General features: G+C 33.5%; 14 protein-coding genes. 9 read left to right on the top strand and 5 right to left on the bottom strand.

Translation table 11 applies throughout. From position 1 onward, the window contains the following. Window positions 1–253: 253 nt before the first annotated feature. The 5 genes from ilvD to ilvA are packed head-to-tail and all read left to right on the top strand — an operon-like array spanning window position 254 to window position 7,079. Window positions 254–1,945, top strand: coding sequence for a dihydroxy-acid dehydratase (gene ilvD / locus B3M86_RS02875; protein WP_291075579.1), 1,692 nt, complete (start codon window positions 254–256; stop codon window positions 1,943–1,945). After that, the gene (gene ilvB, locus B3M86_RS02870) at window positions 1,878–3,638 is read left to right on the top strand and encodes a biosynthetic-type acetolactate synthase large subunit (RefSeq protein ID WP_219034513.1); all 1,761 of its coding nucleotides are present in this window, start codon (window positions 1,878–1,880) and stop codon (window positions 3,636–3,638) included. Before ilvD ends, ilvB begins: the two co-directional genes overlap by 68 nt. 6 nt (window positions 3,639–3,644) lie before the next feature. Next, window positions 3,645–4,238, top strand: a complete 594-nt coding sequence (gene ilvN, locus B3M86_RS02865) for an acetolactate synthase small subunit (protein WP_180905464.1) — start codon at window positions 3,645–3,647, stop codon at window positions 4,236–4,238. 41 nt (window positions 4,239–4,279) lie between these two features. After that, window positions 4,280–5,761: a ketol-acid reductoisomerase gene (gene ilvC, locus B3M86_RS02860; RefSeq protein WP_286494976.1), complete on the top strand. Its 1,482-nt coding sequence runs from the start codon at window positions 4,280–4,282 to the stop codon at window positions 5,759–5,761. Between the two features lie 34 nt (window positions 5,762–5,795). Continuing rightward, window positions 5,796–7,079: a threonine ammonia-lyase IlvA gene (gene ilvA / locus B3M86_RS02855; protein WP_221854717.1), complete on the top strand. Its 1,284-nt coding sequence runs from the start codon at window positions 5,796–5,798 to the stop codon at window positions 7,077–7,079. A gap of 73 nt (window positions 7,080–7,152) precedes the next feature. Here ilvA and thrC read toward each other — a convergent pair whose 3' ends face one another. From thrC to B3M86_RS02830, 5 genes are all read right to left on the bottom strand, one after another. After that, complete coding sequence (thrC, locus tag B3M86_RS02850; RefSeq protein ID WP_291075581.1) at window positions 7,153–8,460, bottom strand: threonine synthase; 1,308 nt, start codon at window positions 8,458–8,460, stop codon at window positions 7,153–7,155. A gap of 2 nt (window positions 8,461–8,462) precedes the next feature. Further along, window positions 8,463–9,446 carry a homoserine kinase gene (locus B3M86_RS02845; RefSeq protein WP_291048841.1) on the bottom strand — a complete coding sequence of 328 codons (984 nt, stop codon included), beginning with the start codon at window positions 9,444–9,446 and terminating at the stop codon, window positions 8,463–8,465. A 3-nt stretch (window positions 9,447–9,449) separates the two neighbouring features. After that, complete coding sequence (gene thrA, locus B3M86_RS02840; protein WP_286494979.1) at window positions 9,450–11,903, bottom strand: bifunctional aspartate kinase/homoserine dehydrogenase I; 2,454 nt, start codon at window positions 11,901–11,903, stop codon at window positions 9,450–9,452. 216 nt (window positions 11,904–12,119) lie between these two features. Further along, entirely contained in the window at window positions 12,120–12,548 is a 429-nt protein-coding gene (locus B3M86_RS02835; protein ID WP_147280028.1) for a hypothetical protein, read from the bottom strand. 153 nt (window positions 12,549–12,701) lie between these two features. Next, on the bottom strand, window positions 12,702–13,493 hold the full coding sequence (locus B3M86_RS02830; RefSeq protein ID WP_221854722.1) for a DUF2797 domain-containing protein: 792 nt from the start codon (window positions 13,491–13,493) through the stop codon (window positions 12,702–12,704). A gap of 52 nt (window positions 13,494–13,545) precedes the next feature. On the opposite strand from B3M86_RS02830, the gene B3M86_RS02825 reads away from it, so the two are divergent. The 4 genes from B3M86_RS02825 (at window position 13,546) to B3M86_RS02810 (ending at window position 19,401) form a co-directional block, all read left to right on the top strand. Continuing rightward, window positions 13,546–15,057, top strand: coding sequence for a GH3 auxin-responsive promoter family protein (locus tag B3M86_RS02825; protein WP_286494981.1), 1,512 nt, complete (start codon window positions 13,546–13,548; stop codon window positions 15,055–15,057). A 102-nt stretch (window positions 15,058–15,159) separates the two neighbouring features. Then, window positions 15,160–17,709, top strand: coding sequence for a phosphoenolpyruvate carboxylase (locus B3M86_RS02820; RefSeq protein WP_221854724.1), 2,550 nt, complete (start codon window positions 15,160–15,162; stop codon window positions 17,707–17,709). Between the two features lie 30 nt (window positions 17,710–17,739). Continuing rightward, window positions 17,740–18,288 (top strand): crossover junction endodeoxyribonuclease RuvC, encoded by a 549-nt coding sequence (ruvC, locus tag B3M86_RS02815; RefSeq protein WP_125348885.1) that lies wholly within the window; start codon window positions 17,740–17,742, stop codon window positions 18,286–18,288. 54 nt (window positions 18,289–18,342) lie between these two features. Beyond that, on the top strand, window positions 18,343–19,401 hold the full coding sequence (locus B3M86_RS02810) for a glutaminyl-peptide cyclotransferase (protein WP_291075582.1): 1,059 nt from the start codon (window positions 18,343–18,345) through the stop codon (window positions 19,399–19,401). The last annotated feature ends 3 nt before the right edge of the window (window positions 19,402–19,404 follow it).

Raw genomic sequence — 19,404 nt, 5'->3', positions numbered from 1 at the left:
AATTAGTTGTGTACGTACAAAATAACAATTAAAGCCACTTCTTAACGAGGTGGCTTTTTTTATGGAGAAAAATTAATTAAACAATATTATGCAAAACAATTTCGTCATTATTATCATTATTATTTTAGTCTTGGTCTTACGATTAGGAAAGGTGGTTTTATGACAAATTTTTTGAACGATTTTTTATGAGCCACCTTTATTCAGGGTGGCTTTTTTTTATGTTTTTAATACAAACAATGTCAAATAAATAGTGATGAAAAACAACTACAAAGCACTAAACAAACATAGTCGAACCGTTACGCAAGATGACACTTTACCCGCGTCACAAGCGATGTTACATGGGATTGGCTTAACAAACGAAGACCTTAAAAAACCATTAATCGGAATTGCAAGCATGGGGTACGATGGAAATACTTGCAATATGCACCTAAATCAATTTGCACAGTTGGTACAAGATGGAATGAAAGCCGAAAACCTAATCGGATTGAAGTTCAACACTATCGGAATTAGCGATGGAATTACCAACGGAACTTCAGGAATGCGCTACTCTTTAGTAAGTAGAGAAATCATTGCAGATTCTATCGAAACTGTTTGTGCAGGACACTTTTACGATGGCGTAATTACTATTCCTGGTTGTGATAAAAACATGCCAGGATCGATTATGGCAATGGGACGTTTAAACCGTCCTTCGATCATGATTTATGGTGGAACAATTGCTCCGGGACATTACAAAGAAGAGGAATTAAACATTGTTTCTGCTTTCGAAGCATTAGGAAAAAAATTAAACGGAAATCTTGATGACAAAGATTTTTGTGGAATCATTCAGAATGCTTGTCCTGGTCCAGGTGCTTGTGGCGGAATGTATACAGCAAACACAATGGCAGCGGCGATTGAAGCAATGGGAATGAGTTTACCTTATTCTTCGTCTTACCCTGCTCTTAGTCAAGAAAAGAAAAACGAATGTACAACTGCGGCACATTATCTAAGAATTTTATTAGAAAAAGATATTAAACCAAGTGATATCATCACGAAGAATTCTTTAGAAAATGCAATCAAAACAATTGTTGTTTTAGGCGGAAGCACAAATGCTGTTTTGCACTTATTAGCAATTGCAGCGACTATGAATATCAAATTATCATTAGACGATATACAAGCAATTAACGATAAAACATCAGTAATAGCAGACTTAAAACCTAGTGGAAAATACTTGATGGAACATTTGAGTAAAGTTGGTGGAGTTCCTGCTGTTTTAAAGTATATGTTACAAGAAGATTTAATCGATGGAAGTTGTTTAACGGTTACTGGAAAAACATTAGCCGAAAATTTAGCATCGGTTCCTGATTTAGATTTCTCTAAACAAAATATTATTCGTCCATTATCTAATCCCATAAAAGAAACTGGACACTTACAAATGCTTTACGGAAACCTTGCTCCTGGCGGATCGGTATCTAAAATATCTGGAAAAGAAGGTTTTTATTTTAAAGGAAAAGCACAAGTTTTTAATAGCGAAGTTGAAGTTTTAAAAGCAATCGAAGATTTACAAATCAAAGCTGGAAGCGTTATCGTCATCCGAAACGAAGGTCCGAAAGGTGGTCCTGGAATGCCAGAAATGTTGAAACCAACATCTGCCATTATTGGAGCTGGATTAGGAGATAAAGTCGCTTTGATTACAGACGGACGATTTAGTGGCGGAACGCACGGATTTGTCGTCGGTCACATAACACCAGAAGCTTTTGAAGGAGGTCCAATCGCATTAGTCGAGAATAATGATCTCATCGAAATTGACATCAACAAAAATGAATTAAACCTTTTGATTGATGAAAAAACATTAGAAAATCGAAAAAATAACTGGAAACAACCCGCATTAAAAGTAAAAAATGGAGTCTTATACAAATACGCAAAGCAAGTCGGAAACGCTTCAGAAGGATGTCTTACTGACCAATAAACCAACTCAAATTTCAGGTTCACAAGCGATTATTAACGCTTTATTGTCCGAAGGAGTTACAACAGTCTTTGGCTATCCTGGTGGCGCAATTATGCCTATATATGATGCTTTGTATGATTACAAAGATAAATTAGAACACATTTTAGTTCGTCATGAACAAGGAGGCATTCACGCTGCGCAAGGTTATGCAAGAACTTCAGGAAAAGTAGGTGTAGCTTTTGCCACGAGTGGTCCAGGCGCAACGAATTTAGTCACTGGAATTGCAGATGCCATGATTGATAGCAATCCTATTGTATGTATCACAGGGCAAGTTTTCGCTTCTCTTTTAGGAACGGATGCTTTTCAAGAAACTGACGTTATCAATATTACTAATCCTATCACGAAATGGAATTATCAAATTACTGATGCAGAAGAAATAAATGATGTTCTAGCAAAAGCATTTCATATTGCTCGCTCTGGAAGACCAGGACCTGTCTTAATTGACATTACAAAAAATGCTCAAATACAACTTATCGAAAAGAAAAAGTATGAGAAATGCACGCATGTTCGCAGTTATAGACCAGAACCAGAGATAAGAACTGAATATATAAAAGCTGCTGCTAAACTTATTAATCAAGCAAAAAAACCATTTGCGATTATTGGTCAAGGAATATTACTTGGAAAAGCTGAACAAGAATTAAACGATTTCTTAGAAAAATCTGGAATTCCTGTAGCAACAACTTTGATGGGATTAAGTTCTTTAGATACTGATCATCCACAATATGTAGGTTTATTAGGTATGCATGGTAATTATGCACCTAATGTTAAAACAAATGATTGCGATGTATTAATTGCCATAGGAATGAGGTTTGATGATCGCGTAACTGGACGCTTAGACAAATATGCAAAACAAGCCAAAGTGATTCATCTTGATATTGACCCAGCAGAGATTGGTAAAAATGTAAAAGTTGCTGTCCCTGTTTGGGGAGATTGTAAAAAAACACTTCTGTTATTAACAAATTTGATTCATCCTAATGATCATTCTCAATGGTTAAAAGAATTTAGAGATCTCGAAAAAGAAGAACGTACAGAAGTTATTAATAAAGAATTCCATCCAACAACTGATGTGATATCTATGGCTGAGGTTATCAATACCTTAAATGAATTAACTAAAGGAGAAGCCGTTATTGTGACAGACGTAGGACAACATCAGATGTCGGCTTGTCGTTACGCGAAATTCAAAGATTCTAAGCTTTTGGTTACATCAGGAGGATTAGGAACAATGGGATTTGGTTTACCTGCAGCAATTGGAGCATGGTATGGAGCACCAGAAAAAGACATTGTCATGGTTTGTGGAGATGGTGGTTTCCAAATGACGTTACAAGAAATGGGAACGATTATGCAATTTGGAGCTAAAGTAAAAATATTAATCCTAAACAATAGCTTCCTTGGAATGGTGCGTCAATGGCAAGAATTATTCAACGACAAACGCTATTCTTTCGTAGATATTACAAGTCCAGATTTTGTAGCACTTGCAAAAGCCTACCAAATAGAAGGTCAAAAAATAGAAGCAAGAAACGACTTGAAAAATGCTTTAAAAGAGATGTTAGAGCATGATGGTTCTTATCTTTTAGAAGTTATGGTAGGAAAAGAAAACAATGTATTTCCTATGGTAGAACAAGGTACAAGTGTTTCTGAAATTAGATTAAAATAAATTATTATGGACTCAAAACAAGAATATACAATTACGCTATATACAGAAAATTCCATAGGAATTTTGGGAAGAGTTGCAGGAATTTTTACTCGACGAAAAATTAATATTGAAAGTTTAAGCACTTCTCCATCAGAAATAGAAAATGTACACCGATTTACAATTGTAATTGAAGAATCTGAAGAAGTCGTTCGAAAACTTTGCATGCAAATTGAAAAACAAATCGATGTTCTTAAAGCTTATTTCAATAATAATGATGAATTAATCTGGCAAGAACAAGCTTTATACAAAGTACCCACTAACATTATTGCTGAAAAGGCATACGTTGAACGTTTATTACGTCAATATGGCGCGAATACAGTTGTGATTCGCAATGATTATACAGTTTTTGAAACAGCTGGTCATCGTGAGGAAATTGATAATCTAACACAAGAGCTGACTAAATATGGCTTAATAGAATTTGTTCGTGGAGCTAGAATAGCCATTATAAAAGCAAGTGCTGGTTTCCATGAAAAATTATTACAATTCGAAAAAGACGAGCCATCAAAAGAAGTAATCGAAAATGAATTCCTAAACGAAGGAACCTCAGTTTTCACAATGTAAAGACGAATAATTCAACAAATAATTTTATTAAAAAATCAAAAATGACTAATTACTTTAATTCACTATCATTAAGAGGTCAATTATATCAACTAGGACAAGCAGAATTTCTAAATAACTCAGAATTCGCAAAAGGTACAGACGCATTAAAAGACAAAAAAATTGTGATTGTAGGCTGCGGTGCGCAAGGGTTAAACCAAGGATTAAATCTACGAGACAGCGGTTTAGATGTTTCATACGCGTTACGCAAAGAAGCGATTGAACAACAAAGAGATTCTTGGAAAAATGCAACAAGTCATAATTTTACAGTAGGAACTTTCGAGGAATTAATCCCAAATGCTGATGTTGTTGCGAATTTAACGCCGGATAAACAACATACGCAAGTTATCAATACTGTTCAACCACTTATTAAACAAGGTGCTACACTTTTATATTCTCATGGATTCAATATCGTAGAAGAAGGTGTGCAAATTCGTAAAGATATTACAGTAATAATGGTTGCACCAAAATGTCCAGGTTCGGAAGTTCGTGCAGAATATTTAAGAGGATTCGGAGTTCCTACATTAATTGCCGTTCACCCAGAAAATGATCCCGAAGGAAAAGGTTTTGATCAAGCAAAAGCATATTGTGCAGGAACTGGTGGTCACAGAGCGGGAGTTTTAAGATCATCATTTGTTGCGGAAGTAAAATCAGATTTGATGGGAGAGCAAACCATTTTATGTGGTCTTTTACAAACAGGTTCTATTCTTTCTTTCGAAAAAATGATTGAAAACGGAATTGATGCTGGTTATGCTTCAAAATTAGTTCAATATGGTGTGGAAGTAATTACAGAAGCCTTAAAACATGGTGGAGTTAGCGGTATGATGGATAGATTAAGTAATCCTGCTAAAATTAAAGCTTTTGAACTATCAGAGGAATTAAAAGATATTATGCGTCCATTATTCCAAAAACATCAAGACGACATTATTTCTGGTGAGTTTAGTAAAACAATGATGGAAGATTGGGCGAATGATGATAAAAACTTATTAAAATGGAGAGCTGAAACTGAAGAAACTGCTTTTGAAAAAACACCCGCTGGAGATGCAAATATTACTGAACAAGAATATTTTGATCATTACACTTTAATGGTTGCTTTTGTTCGTGCTGGAGTTGAATTAGCTTTCGAAACTATGGTGGAAGCAGGTATTAAACCTGAATCTGCTTACTACGAATCATTACACGAAACACCATTGATTGCAAATACAATTGCTCGTAAAAAATTATTCGAAATGAATCGTGTAATTTCTGATACAGCAGAATATGGTTGTTATCTTTTCGATCAGGCTTGTAAACCTTTGTTAAAAGATTTTATGACAAAAGTAAACGTAGACGTTGTCGGAAAAAATTACAACGAAGGAAAAGACAATGCTGTTGACAATGCGACATTGGTACACATAAATGATGTTTTACGTAATCATCCTGTCGAAACTGTGGGAAAAAAACTTCGTAAAGCAATGACTGCTATGAAAACCATAAAAACGGCATAATCAAATATTAAAATAACTAAGAAAATAGTGAATTATGACAAAGGGACTTAGAAGTGAGAAAACTGAGACCTTAGGCGTTTCGCTTGACGAAGTAAACTTAGCACAAATGAATTTGAAAGGAGTTGCCAAAAACACTCCTTTCGATTTCAATGAAAATTTAAGTCGTCAATTTGATGCGAATGTCTATCTAAAACGAGAAGATTTACAAGTCGTCCGTTCATACAAATTACGTGGTGCTTATAATAAAATCGTTCAGTTATCAGAACAAGAAAAAAATAATGGTGTAATCTGCGCAAGTGCAGGAAATCACGCACAAGGTGTGGCGTATTCGTGTCAACAATTAAATATCAAAGGTAAAATTGTGATGCCAACGACGACACCTCAACAAAAAATAAAACAAGTAAAATGGTTTGGGAAAGATCAAATCGAAATCATTTTACATGGTGATACATTTGATGATGCATCGGCTTTTGCACATCAATTATCCCAAGAAGGAAATATTACATTTATTCATCCTTTTGATGACGAAAAAGTAATCGCAGGACAAGGAACTGTTGCTTTAGAAATTTTGAATCAATGCAATCAACCAATCGATTATATTTTCGTGCCAATTGGCGGTGGAGGTTTAGCATCTGGCGTTATTTCTGTGATGAAAACACTTAGTCCAAACACCAAAATTATTGGCGTAGAACCGAGTGGCGCAGCAAGTATGGCAGAAGCTATCAAACAAAAACAATCTGTTGCATTAGCGAAGATTGACCCTTTTGTAGATGGCGCAGCTGTAAAAAAAGCAGGTGAAAAAACCTACAAAATCTGTGCAGAAGGTTTAGAAACAACTTGTGCTGTTCCAGAAGGAAAAGTTTGTTCGAGCATTTTGCGTTTGTACAATGAAGACGCAATTGTTGTAGAACCAGCAGGCGCTTTGAGTGTTTCGGCTTTAGATTTTTTCAAGGAAGAAATCAAAGGAAAAAATGTGGTTTGCGTGCTTAGTGGAAGCAACAACGACATTACGCGAATGGAAGAAATAAAAGAAAGAAGTTTGCAATATGAAGGTTTGAAACATTATTTCATTATCAATTTTCCTCAACGTGCTGGCGCTTTAAAAGAATTAGTGAACGAAGTTTTGGGTGAAAATGATGACATCACCTATTTCCAATACACGCAAAAAAATAACAAAGAAACAGGTCCAGCAGTAGTTGGCATTGAATTAGACAAAAAAGAAGATTTAGATGGTTTAATTTTTAGATTAGAAAATCATCATTTCGACTATCAATATCTTAACACAGACAACACACTCTTTTCGTTAATGATTGGATAATTTTTCCATCATTAATATACTATTCAAAAAAAGCAAAGCTTCTATTTAGTTAGAAACTTTGCTTTTTAATTTATTAATTATTCAACAACCAATTTTTTAACTCATCAAAATTATTGTTCATTTTAACTTTATTCGATTGTTTCGATTTCAATTCTTCGACTTCTTTTGGATAGACAATTTTATCTCGTATTTCTTTCGGAAAAACTTCAGGAAATTTACACGGATGCGCTGTCGATAAAAATACCACTAACTCTTTTTCATCTTGCTTTTTCGCTTGGTATTCCTTCGCTGCCAACCACGCAATCGACGTATGCGGACAAGCAATGTAATCATATTCTTGATTAATTTTAACAATTGCATTTGTCGTTTCAATATCTGAAAAAGCTTTTGAAACCATTTTTGATTTTAATTGCTCCATATCTTGCTCGAAAAATTCCATCACACGAACCCAATTGCTCGGATTTCCAACATCCATCGCATTCGAAAACGTTTGTACAGAAGGTTTGGGTAGATAATTTTCGGTTTTTAAAAATAATGGAACAGTATCATTCGCATTTGTAGCCGCAACAAATTGTTCTACTTCCAATCCTAATTTTGAAGCCAAAATACCTGCTGTAATATTCCCGAAATTTCCACTCGGAACAACAAAAGAAACTTTCTCAAAACCTTTTCTTTTTGCTTGGGCAAATGCCTCGAAATAATAGAAAGATTGCGGAATTAAGCGAGCAATATTAATTGAATTTGCTGAGGTTAAGTTTAGATTTTTCATTAAATCTTTGTCTAAAAAAGCTCGCTTGACCAATGCTTGACAATCATCAAAAGTTCCGTCGATTTCTATGGCACGAATATTTTTTCCATTCGCCGTTAATTGCAATTCTTGTATCAGCGACACTTTTCCTTTTGGATACAAAATCGTTACTCTCGTTCCTTCTACTCCCAGAAAGCCAAGTGCTACAGCGCCTCCTGTATCGCCAGAAGTTGCGATCAAAACATCTAACAATTGATTATCTTTTTTTGAATAATGTGCCATCACGCGACTCATAAATCTTGCTCCAAAATCTTTAAAAGCAAAAGAAGGTCCGTGAAATAATTCCAAAATAGCTAAATCATCTTCTAAAAACACCAAAGGCGCAGGAAAATTAATTACATCATCAATTAAATTATTAATCGTTTCTTCAGAAAAATCATCTTTTAATAAGTGATTTGTCACCTTTTTCGCAATCTCTTGAAATGAATAATTTTCAATAGAATTCAACCAATTTTCATCTAATTTTTCCAACGACAAAGGCATATACAATCCTTTATCTTCTGGCAAAGATTGGAAAACCGCTTGTTTAAAATCGACTCTGTTATTATGATTATTTGTACTATATAATTTCATTTTTAGTGTTTTATGTAAGGTCCTTGTTGATTAATTTTAGAGACAAATGATAAATGTTCAATTTCTTTTATCGTCAAAAAATCATTTAGTTTTTGTTCGATATTTTCTGCACCCAATTTACTTTTAGATAACGCCATAACTGTTGGTCCAGAACCAGAAATACCGAATGTTAATGCATTATTTTCGAGCGAAATACTTTTCATTTCATTAAAATATGGAATCAATAAAGAACGATTTGGTTCGACAATATCATCTTGCATCGAACGACCAATTTCTTCGTAATCATTCTCATAAAGCGCTGCAACCAAACTTGCAATATTTCCCCATTGCTTTATTGCTTTACTCAATTGCACTTTGTCTTTAATTAATTTGCGCGCATCCTTTGTTGGCACTTCTACTTTTGAGTAAATCAGTGTGACATATAAATTTTCAGGAACAGGTAAAGAACGCACCAAAATCGGCTCATAAGAAGGAATCAACGTAATTCCTCCAAACAACGATGGCGCAACATTATCCGCATGAGCAGCGCCACAAGCCAATCGTTCGCCTTCCATACAATAAGGCAAAAGCTCATTTTTAGAAAGTGGTTTTCCTAATAATTCATTCAATGCAAAAAGTCCAGAAACTGTGCTCGCCGCGCTTGAACCTAAACCACTTCCAATTGGCATTTTTTTGTGTAATTCTATCGATAATCCAAAAGAATCTTGTAGACCTAAATCACAAAATAATTTCCATGCCGAATGAGAAACTGTATTTTTCATCGCATCCAAAGGCAATTTACCCTCGTCACCTGTAATTGTCAGAATTTCGATTCCTAACTTTTCTGTCTTTTTCATGATTACCTCATCACCTGGATAATCCACCGCAAAGCCCAAAATATCATATCCACAGATCATATTGGCAACTGTTGCAGGAGCAAAAACATGTACTTTATCTAAAAACTTCGCTTGATCAAGCTTATATTTATTTTCGATTATTTGATTCATCTTTTATCGTATTGAACTTATATTAACTAAATCTGCAAAAACGCCAGCTGCTGTAACTTCTGCACCAGCTCCAGGTCCTTTCACAACCAAAGGACGTTCCTTGTAACGCGCTGTTGTAAAAGAAATAATATTATCGCTTCCAGACAAGGCATAAAACGGATGTTGATTATCCACCAATTCTAACGAAATTGATATTTTCCCATCTTCTAAAATCCCGATGTAACGAATCACTTTCTGCTCCTCATCTGCTTGATGTTTTATCTTTTCGAAATAATCATTTTCGTTGACTAATTCTTGATAAAAATCTTCTACAGTTGCAGCTTCTAAACAAGATTTAGGCAAAATAGAATCGATTTTTACATCTCCCGCTTCAATTTCGTAACCATTGTCACGAGCAAGAATCAACATTTTTCGCATAAAATCTATTCCACTCAAATCATCGCGAGGATCTGGTTCTGTATAACCTAATTCTTGCGCTTTTTTTACAATTTCGGCAAATGTATTTTCACCTTTAAAATGATTAAATATATACGAAATTGTTCCTGATAAAATTGCTTCAATTTTTAAGATTTGATCTCCACTCATTCTTAAATCTTTCAACACGCTAATAATTGGTAAACCTGCTCCAACATTCGTTTCATAAAGGAAATCAATGCCATATTTTCGAGCAGTTTCTTTCAATTTTTTATACTCTTGATAAGAAGATGAATTCGCAATTTTATTACATGTTACAACCGAAATACTGCTTTCAAAAATTTGTTTGTAATAATTTGGCAAATCAGAACTCGCAGTATTATCTACAAAAACACAATTTGGTAAATTATACTGTTTCATTTTTTGGATAAATTCATTCAAATCAGCTGGAGAAGAAGAATTTTCTAATTCATTTTTCCAATTCGATAAATTAATTCCGTTTTCATCAAACATCATTTTTTTTGAATTTGATAATCCAACCAATTTTATTTCGATATCATTATTTTTTGCTAAAAAATCTTTCTGTTTTTCTAATTGATTTAAAAATGTCGACCCAATATTTCCTACTCCAACATTGAAAACATGAATTGTTTTTTTCAAATGATTAAAAAACGCATCATGTACCGCATTTAAAGCTTTTGACAAATCATTTTCGTTAATCACAACCGAAATATTATACTCCGAAGAACCTTGCGCAATCGCTCTGACATTGATTCCATTTCGTCCTAATGCATAAAATAACTTGCCCGAAACACCAACCATTTTCTTCATGTTTTCTCCAACAATTGCAATAATTCCGAGATTTTCTTCAATTTCAATTGGTTCCAACCATTTTACTGCAATTTCCAAACAAAACTCTTCTTCAATTAATTGCTTTGCTTTTTCGACTTCATTATGATGAATGGCAAGCGTGATACTATGCTCTGACGAAGATTGCGTAATCAACACAATGTTGATATGATGTTGCGCTAAAAGTGAAAAAAGTTTTCCACTAAAGCCCAATTTGCCAACCAAGCCGCTTCCTTTTATATTGACTAATGCAATATCTTTGATCGACGAAATTCCTTTAATTGGATAATCTGTTGGTTGCGAATCGAACTGAATTTTTGTTCCCTCAAAATCCGGTTGAAATGTGTTTTTAATTAAAATCGGAATTCGAAGTTTAAAAGCTGGAGCCATTGTTGGCGGATAAATCACTTTCGCACCGAAATACGACAATTCCATCGCTTCTGTATACGATAAATTTTCTAACGAAAAAGCTTTGTTCACAAAACGAGGATCCGCCGTCATCATTCCATTTACATCTGTCCAAATTTCAATTTGTTCTGCATGTAAAGCCGCACCAATCAAAGCCGCAGTGTAATCAGAACCTCCTCTTCCCAAAGTTGTCACTCGTCCTTCTTCATTAGCAGCAATAAACCCTGTTACAACTAATAATTTATCCGAATAATCTTTTGCTAATTGTTGAATATTCTGAAACGATTTTTCCTCGATAACATTCGCTTGACCAAAATTATGATCAGTCAAAATATAATCTGATGCATTAATCGCCAATGAATTTCCAACATGCTCTTGCATTACTTTTGCTATTAATAAAGCACTACATCTTTCGCCGAAACTCAAAATCAAATCTTTTGTTTGAGGGCTTAATTCTTTCAGAATTTCCACCCCTTCTAATAATGCTTCCAACTCATTCATCAACAATTTTAATTTTGTTAAAATCGGATTTTGATTCGGCACATCGATTAAAGCTTTTACAATTTCGAAATGTTTGTCTTGAAAAAGTTTTAAATCATTTTCATCAAAATTTCCTGATGAAGCTTCTTCAGACATTTTGGTTAATAAATTGGTCAAACCAGAAATAGCAGACACAACCAAAATAATCGAGTTATTTTGTTGCTTTTCCTGTTTAACAATTTCTACGACCGCGCGAATACCTTCTACCGATCCGACTGATGTTCCTCCGAATTTTAAAACTTTCATAATTTAAATTTTGATCATAAAAAAAGCATCTTCCTTTTGAGAAGATGCTTTTGCATTATTTTTTTAGAATTAAATACATAACAAAACTCCTCTAAGTGTGAACACTAGAAGTCGTCGTAATTGAAATGATTGTATCTAATCCGTTTTGTTTCATTATTGATAACGAATATACAAACTTTTTCAATAAATCATTACGTATTTATTCTTTTTTTATATTTATTTCACCGAATCCTTTTTTACAGCCAATGAATCATTTGGTTCAGCAACAGGTTTTACATCACTTGCATAGCCAACAACAATTCCGTCTAGTTTATCAATTTTTCGTACTTTAAAAGTTTCTGTACCTTCTGCTCCTTTAAAAGATACTTTATAAACTGCTTCGTAAACTGTTTTGTCACCATCTTCAAGAGGCGTCATTTTCTCAAAGTTGTAGACATCAACTGGCCCATATTGTTTAACCACCGCATTCAAATCATCCACATTTACGCCTTCTACTTTCGAAAAAAGTGAATCTGGCTTATCTGCTCTGTATTTGTAAACATCTAAAACTGCTTCTTTCACCTTATAATCTGGCAAATCTGATTTTTTATTACATGCTGTTAAAGCCAAAATACCACCAACCATAAGTAATGCACTTGCTTTCATAATTCCTATTTTTTGTGTTAATTGATTATAACTAATGTAAAAATAAATAAGATAAAAAACAAGTATTTTTATTGAAATCAAATAGATAGAAACAAAAAAAGTCGATTCTGTTACAAAATCGACTTTTGAATATATTTTATTGTAAAATAAATTTTACACTTTAAAATTCACATAAAAACCTTCGTGACCTCGAACATTGAAAACGGTATTGTCTTCAAAAATCAAGTATTGACCTTTTATTCCTTTCAAAACACCTTCTATTTCTGGCGTTTTTTTCAAGTTTAATGATTTTACTTTTTCTGGATAAGATAAAACTGGATAGTCTAACTTCCAAACTTCTGGCTCATCAACCAAAAATTGTTGAAAATCTGGATTCACTTCATTTCTGATTTCGTGATACTTTTCAAACAAATTAATTTCTGGCACATCATTTTTCAACATTCTTTGCCAATTTGTTTTATCTGCAATAACATTTTTCAACGAAACCTCTATCATTCCAGCTTCGTAACGATTATCCGTTCGTGCAATAATAATAGCTTCTGATGCTCCTTGATCGATCCAACGAGTCGGCACTTGAGTTAAACGTGTTACACCAACTTTTATTCCCGAAGAATTTGCCAAATACACAATATGCGGTTGCAATTCGAATTTCGTTTCAAACTCTAAATCACGTTGCGCAATTCCCAAATGTGCTGTAGAAAGTTCTGGATTGATAATACTTGGATTAGCTTCTGGAACTGTAAAAAAACAATTTTTACAATATCCCATCTGATAAATCTCTTTGTCCTCGTGACAGTTTAAACATTCGTAATGATCAAAGTTAATCTTGATTTTTTTTCCTAACAATTGATTCATAACAATAAAATCATTCTTGAAATTCCAATAATAATTGATTGGCGTTCCATTTTCAGTTGTCATTTTACGAATTTGTCCTTCAAACTGCATCTTGCTAAAAAAGTTTAATTAATTTTGTGTAAATCTACAAAACTTTTAGCGGATGGGAATAGTCAATAAGATTATGGAAATTATGATGCGTAGCCGAATGAATATCATCGAGGAAAGTATCAAAAATCCAGTTGGTACGCAACAACGTGTGTTATTTGAGAATATCAAAAAAGCCAAATCGACTATTTACGGAAAAGAATTTCATTTTGACGAAATCAAAACGACACATAAATTTCAAGAGCAAGTCCCTGCAGTGCATTACGAGGATTTTCAACCTTATATTGAATTAGCAAGAAAAGGTGAAAAAGATGTTACTTGGCATGGAAAAATAAAATGGTTTGCGAAATCTTCTGGAACAACAAATGCCAAAAGTAAATTTATTCCGATTAGTAATGAATCCTTAGAAGATTGCCATTACGCAGCAGGAAAAACAATGTTTGCATTGTATTTAAACGCTTATCCCGAAACGGATATTTTTATGCACAAAAACTTAAGAATTGGTGGAAGTAGTGAACTTTATCAAAAATATGATACGCGTTTTGGTGATTTATCAGCTATTCTGATTGATAATTTACCTTTTTATGCAGAAATGAAAAACATTCCAAATCGTGAGATTTCTCTAATGTCTGATTGGAATGTAAAGATGAATGCTATTATTAATGCAACAAAAAATGAAGATGTTAGTTCTTTAACTGGTGTTCCTTCGTGGATGTTAGTCGTTTTGAATAAATTATTAGCCGAAACTGGAAAGAATTATTTGGACGAATTGTGGCCAAATCTCGAAGTGTTTTTTCATGGTGGAATCAGCTTCAAACCTTATGCAGAAAATTATAATTTAATTACTCAGAAAAAATTAAATTATTTCGAATTATATAATGCTTCCGAAGGTTTTTTTGGAATTCAGGATCAATTAAATAGTAAAGAGTTGTTGTTATTATTAGACAACGGAATTTTTTACGAATTTATTCCAATGGAAGAATTTGGTTCAGAAGCTCAACGATTTTTAACGATTAAAGAAGTTGAAGTTGGTAAAAATTACGCCATGGTAATTACAACAAATGGTGGTTTATGGCGTTATATTATTGGTGATACGGTTCGATTTACCTCAACTAATCCACACAGAATTGTTGTTTCTGGACGAACAAAACATTATATCAATGCATTTGGCGAAGAATTGATGATAGAAAATGCAGAAGAAGCTTTGAAACGTGCTTGTATGCAAACAAATTCAATTGTTTCTGAATATAGTGCTGGTCCAATTTTTATGCAAGGAAAAGAAAAAGGCGCTCACGAATGGATGATAGAGTTTGATAAAGAGCCTGAAAATTTTGAGCAATTTATTGATTGTTTAGATAAAGGTTTGCAAGAAGTTAATTCCGATTACGAAGCAAAACGTTACAATAATATGACACTTAATCGACCGATTGTACACAAAGCACGCACAAAATTATTCATCGAATGGATGGCTTCAAGAGGTAAATTAGGTGGACAAAATAAAGTTCCTCGTTTATCAAATACAAGAGACTTTATTGAACCATTAATTGAATTAAATAATCGATCATAATAAAAAAGAGAATCAATATGATTCTCTTTTTTTGGTTTAAAATAAATAGGATAATTACCTCGAAACAAGTAAATTTACTATTAAGAGAAAAAATACCTATTAATGCGAAGTACGAATTTATCTGAACTTAAATTCCACCAAATTGTGGAAAATAAGTTTCAAATTTACAACAGTCTCTTTATGAGTCTTCCCTACGAAAAAATGCAAAACATCGGATCATTGATTCCGTTTTTGTATGATGAAAGTCAAAAAGGTTTACCCGAAGGTAAATCACCAAATGAAATCATCAACAATTTTTTTGAGAAATACACTGATTTAAAAACCGAACAAGAGCAAATCGATTTGATGTTTCGAATGATACAATACATCGAGCGACAAGTTGTTTTGTTTGATAGTATCGAAGATGCTGCATTTCCGTCATTACATTCCGAAAATGAAAAAGGAAGTTTGGAAAGCATTTATCATATTGCACAAGCGCAAGGTAAAATGGAGCAAGTAAAAACCAGAATCGAAGATTTTGTAACAAGAGTTGTTTTTACAGCCCATCCAACGCAGTTTTATCCAACAAATGTTCAACAAATTATTCAAGATTTACGCGACGCAATTCAACAAGATTCGGTAAGTAAAATTGATTTATTGTTGCAACAATTAGGAAAAACACCTTTTATCAACGAAGAAAAACCAACTCCTTACGATGAAGCTGTTTCTATTATTTATTATTTGAGAAATGTATATTATCAAACAATTGGACGATTATACAACGAAATCAACCAATTGTTTTTTACAGAAAGTGAACCTCTAAAATCTCCTGTTATTCAATTAGGTTTTTGGCCTGGAGGCGATCGCGATGGAAATCCGTTTGTAACAGCAGAAATTACATGGAAAGTTGCAAGTTTATTGCGTACAAGTATCTTAAAAAATTATTACAATCATCTTAAAATTGTTCAACGTAGATTAACATTCAAGCATGTTACAGAACCTTTAAAAGCGTTGAGTAATTTGATTTACGAAAATATGTTCAATGAAAATGGAACAATTACAATTGATGAAATCAAAACGCGCTTACAAACGATTCGTACAATTTTAATTGAACAACACAATGGTGTTTTCTTAGATATTTTAGATGATTTTATCACACGTGTTGATATTTTCGGATTGCATTTTGCTTCTTTGGATATTCGTCAAGATTCGCGTGTTCATCAAAAAGTGATTAACCGAATTGTTGAAAAATATACTGGAATTAATCTGAAAGATTTAAGCGAAGCAGAACAAATCGAATTGTTAATAAATCCGTCTTTTACAGCTAAACCAGAAGATTTTGAAGATGATATTGTGATTGATACAATCAAAAATGTTTATCAATTAAAAAAAATTCAGCAACGAAATGGTGAATTAGGTGTTAACCGATACATTATTTCAAATTCTGAAACCATTTTCGATGTTTTAAATGTTTATGCTTTATTCAAATTTTGTGGTTATCAAGACGATGAAATTAAGTTTGATATCATGCCACTTTTCGAGACGATTAGAGGTTTAGATGGTGCTGAAAATACGATGAATAAATTGTATAATTTACCTATTTATGCGCAACATTTAGAACGTAGAAAACAACGTCAATCGATTATGTTAGGTTTTTCGGACGGAACAAAAGATGGTGGTTACATCAAAGCGAATTGGGAAATTTATCGTACCAAAGAAATCCTTTCGAATGTTTCGGATAAAAATCAAATCGAAGTTATTTTCTTTGACGGTCGTGGTGGACCTCCTGCGCGTGGTGGTGGAAAAACGCACGAATTTTACGCTTCTCAAGGGAAAACAATTGCGAATCACGAAATTCAAATTACAATTCAAGGACAAACAATTACGTCGAATTATGGAACAATGCCGCAGGCAAAATATAATTTTGAACAATTGTACACAGCTGGTATTATTTCGGATGTTTTCTCGACAAGCACAAGTCAGATTTCGCCAGATGAGCGAATTTTGATTGATAAATTAGCCACAATTAGTTATCAGAAATACGAAGATTTGAAAGCGCATCCTTCATTTTTACCTTATTTAGAAAATATGAGTACGCTTAACTATTATGGAAAAACGAATATCGGAAGCCGTCCGAGTAAACGAGGTGGTGATAAAAAATTAGAGTTCGATGATTTGCGTGCTATTCCATTTGTGGGTTCTTGGAGTCAATTAAAACAAAATGTTCCGGGATATTTTGGTGTTGGAACAGCTATAAATGAATTGAAAAAACAAGGTCATTTAGAGGATGTAAAAGATTTATTCAAGAATTCGAGCTTCTTCAAAACATTGATCCAGAATAGTATGATGTCGATGGAAAAAACTTATTTTCCATTAACATCTTATATGAAAAATGATCCTGAATATGGTGAATTTTGGAATATTTTGCACGATGAATTTGAATTATCAAAAGCATTATGTTTAGAAATTTCGGGTTACACAGAATTGATGCAAGACGAACCATTGAACAAATCTTCGGTACAAATGCGCGAAAAAATTGTGTTACCATTATTAACGATTCAACAATTTGCGTTGAACAAAATTCATCATGAAAGTGAGTTCAAATCAATCTATGAGCAAATTGTGATGCGTTCGTTATTCGGAAATATTAATGCGAGTCGAAATTCGGCTTAATTTTCAGAATATCTTAATACCTTCGCAACGATGGAAAAGATTATTTTAGGGATTGATCCTGGAACAATGGTGATGGGTTTTGGTTTGATTGAAGTCAAAAATAACAAAATAAAGTTGATTACTTTAGACGAATTGTTGTTGCATAAACTTCCGAACCAGCAAACGAAATTGAAAAAGATTTTCGAAAAAACTTTAGCCATTATCGATCAATATCATCCTGATGAATTAGCCATTGAAGCGCAGTTTTTTGGCGTTAATGTTCAGTCTATGTTAAAACTTGGACGTGCACAAGGCGTTTGTATTGCCGCTTGCCTGCATCGCGATATGCCTGTGGTAGAATATGCGCCAAAAAAAATTAAGATGGCGATTACTGGAAACGGAAATGCATCAAAAGAACAAGTTGCGGGCATGTTACAACATTTACTTGGTTTGAAAGAAATTCCGAAACGTTTGGATGCCACAGATGGTCTTGCCGTTGCGGTTTGTCATTATCTAAATTCGGGTAAAACAACTGGGACGTCAAATTCTTATTCGAGTTGGGATGCCTTTGTAAAAAATAATCCGAATCGAACAAAATAAAATATATTTGTAGTAGAATTAGCAACCTAATTCGTAAAACATAAAACACATCAAATGAAAAAATATTTAATCGCAGCATCAGTTTGTGCAACAGTTTTCTCTTCAGTGTTATTTTCTTGTAAAGATTCGACTGGAAAAAACAATACTGCAATCACTGAAATTGTTTCGAAAATTGAACAAAACAAATACAAAATTGGCGACAAAATCGATATTCCTTTAACTAATTTAGATGGAATTACGAAAGTTATTGTTTCGGTAGATGGACAAGAAGTTCCTGCTGATTTTACGATTGACGGAAAAACAATTGGATTAGGAAATCATACGGTTAATTTGAAATTCTTCAAAGGAGAAGAAGAAACAAATTCGCGCGATTTTACGTTTGTGGTTTATGCAAATGAGCCGGCTGCGCAATGGAATTATGAAATTGTAGGAACTTATCCACATAATCCAGATTATTTTACGCAAGGTTTTTATTTCAAAAACGGAAATATTTTCGAAGGAACTGGACTTCGCGGAGGAAAAACACGTTTGATTGAATATAAATTGGGGGCAACTGAACCTACAAAATTATATCAAATCAAAGACGATGTTTTTGGAGAAGGAATTACAGAACTGAATGGTTTTATTTATCAATTAACATGGCAAGATCGTGTGATTTATAAATATGATTTAAACTTTAATCAAGTTGAAAAATTTGATATGCCAGCTCAAATTATCGAAGGTTGGGGAATTACAACAATTGGAAAAGAATTGGCCATAACAGAAGGTTCTCAACGTATTCATTTCTTTGATGAAAACTTTAATTATCTAAGAACTGTTCAAGCTTTTGACAGTCAACAACCATATAGTTATTTGAATGAAATTGAATACCACGATGGTTTAATTTATGCAAATGTTTACCTAAAATCTGGACATGCAGATAACAGTAATATTGTGGTAATTGATCCGCAAACTGGCGCTGTAAAAGCTGAGTTCAATTTTGCTAAATTGAAAGGAAAACAAGGAAATCCGCAAGCACAAGAATTGAACGGAATCGCTTTTAAAGACAACGGAAATATGTTAGTTACTGGAAAGCTTTGGGATAAAATCTTTGAAGTGAAGATTAAGAAGTAAAAT

It is taken from the genome of Empedobacter sp. UBA6305 (assembly GCF_002440405.1).
Classification (GTDB): domain Bacteria; phylum Bacteroidota; class Bacteroidia; order Flavobacteriales; family Weeksellaceae; genus Empedobacter; species Empedobacter falsenii_B.
The sequence above is the reverse complement of the archived record's forward strand: the minus strand, read 5'-3'. Positions and strand labels throughout refer to the sequence as shown.

Bases quoted from the DNA above. Each gene is read 5' to 3' on its own strand.
- ilvD (WP_291075579.1), top strand. From the start codon at position 254: ATGAAAAACAACTACAAAGCACTAAACAAACATAGTCGAACCGTTACG.
- ilvB (WP_219034513.1), top strand. From the start codon at position 1,878: ATGGAGTCTTATACAAATACGCAAAGCAAGTCGGAAACGCTTCAGAAG.
- ilvN (WP_180905464.1), top strand. From the start codon at position 3,645: ATGGACTCAAAACAAGAATATACAATTACGCTATATACAGAAAATTCC.
- ilvC (WP_286494976.1), top strand. From the start codon at position 4,280: ATGACTAATTACTTTAATTCACTATCATTAAGAGGTCAATTATATCAA.
- ilvA (WP_221854717.1), top strand. From the start codon at position 5,796: ATGACAAAGGGACTTAGAAGTGAGAAAACTGAGACCTTAGGCGTTTCG.
- thrC (WP_291075581.1), bottom strand. From the start codon at position 8,460: ATGAAATTATATAGTACAAATAATCATAATAACAGAGTCGATTTTAAA.
- B3M86_RS02845 (WP_291048841.1), bottom strand. From the start codon at position 9,446: ATGAATCAAATAATCGAAAATAAATATAAGCTTGATCAAGCGAAGTTT.
- thrA (WP_286494979.1), bottom strand. From the start codon at position 11,903: ATGAAAGTTTTAAAATTCGGAGGAACATCAGTCGGATCGGTAGAAGGT.
- B3M86_RS02835 (WP_147280028.1), bottom strand. From the start codon at position 12,548: ATGAAAGCAAGTGCATTACTTATGGTTGGTGGTATTTTGGCTTTAACA.
- B3M86_RS02830 (WP_221854722.1), bottom strand. From the start codon at position 13,493: ATGCAGTTTGAAGGACAAATTCGTAAAATGACAACTGAAAATGGAACG.
- B3M86_RS02825 (WP_286494981.1), top strand. From the start codon at position 13,546: ATGGGAATAGTCAATAAGATTATGGAAATTATGATGCGTAGCCGAATG.
- B3M86_RS02820 (WP_221854724.1), top strand. From the start codon at position 15,160: ATGCGAAGTACGAATTTATCTGAACTTAAATTCCACCAAATTGTGGAA.
- ruvC (WP_125348885.1), top strand. From the start codon at position 17,740: ATGGAAAAGATTATTTTAGGGATTGATCCTGGAACAATGGTGATGGGT.
- B3M86_RS02810 (WP_291075582.1), top strand. From the start codon at position 18,343: ATGAAAAAATATTTAATCGCAGCATCAGTTTGTGCAACAGTTTTCTCT.